This window comes from Paraburkholderia sp. SIMBA_030 (assembly GCF_046535245.1).
Classification (GTDB): Bacteria; Pseudomonadota; Gammaproteobacteria; order Burkholderiales; family Burkholderiaceae; genus Paraburkholderia.
In genome coordinates this window covers 1-388 of the sequence record NZ_JAWRXB010000127.1, presented here as the reverse complement: position 1 = coordinate 388, position 388 = coordinate 1, and the positions used below count along the sequence as shown (strand labels likewise).

The following is a 388-nucleotide window of genomic DNA, read 5'->3' as shown; positions in this document are numbered from 1 at the left end:
TGTTCGGATCGCGCGCCGCGACCCAGATCGGCGGATGCGGTTCTTGCAGCGGCAGCGGCGACGACGTGGTCGACGGGAATTTCCAGAACTCGCCTTCGTGCGCGTAATCGCCTTCCCAGAGCTTCTTCACGGCGGGAATCAGTTCGCGCATGCGCTGACCCGCGTTCCAGGCGTCGAGGCCCGGCATCAGACGTTCATATTCGAACGAATATGCGCCGCGCGCAATGCCCAGTTCGAGACGGCCGTTCGTGATGATGTCGGTCATCGCGGCTTCGCCTGCGAGCTTGATCGGGTGCCAGAACGGCGCGATCACGGTGCCCGTGCCGAGACGCACGTTCTTCGTCTTGCTCGCGAGATCGACGAGATTGAGGAACGGATTCGGCGCGAT

General features: G+C 63.1%; 1 protein-coding gene. It reads right to left on the bottom strand.

The features are described from left to right. Nucleotides 1-388 (bottom strand): LLM class flavin-dependent oxidoreductase (locus SB772_RS39320; protein ID WP_410838430.1); only part of this gene is annotated, 388 nt, incomplete at both ends.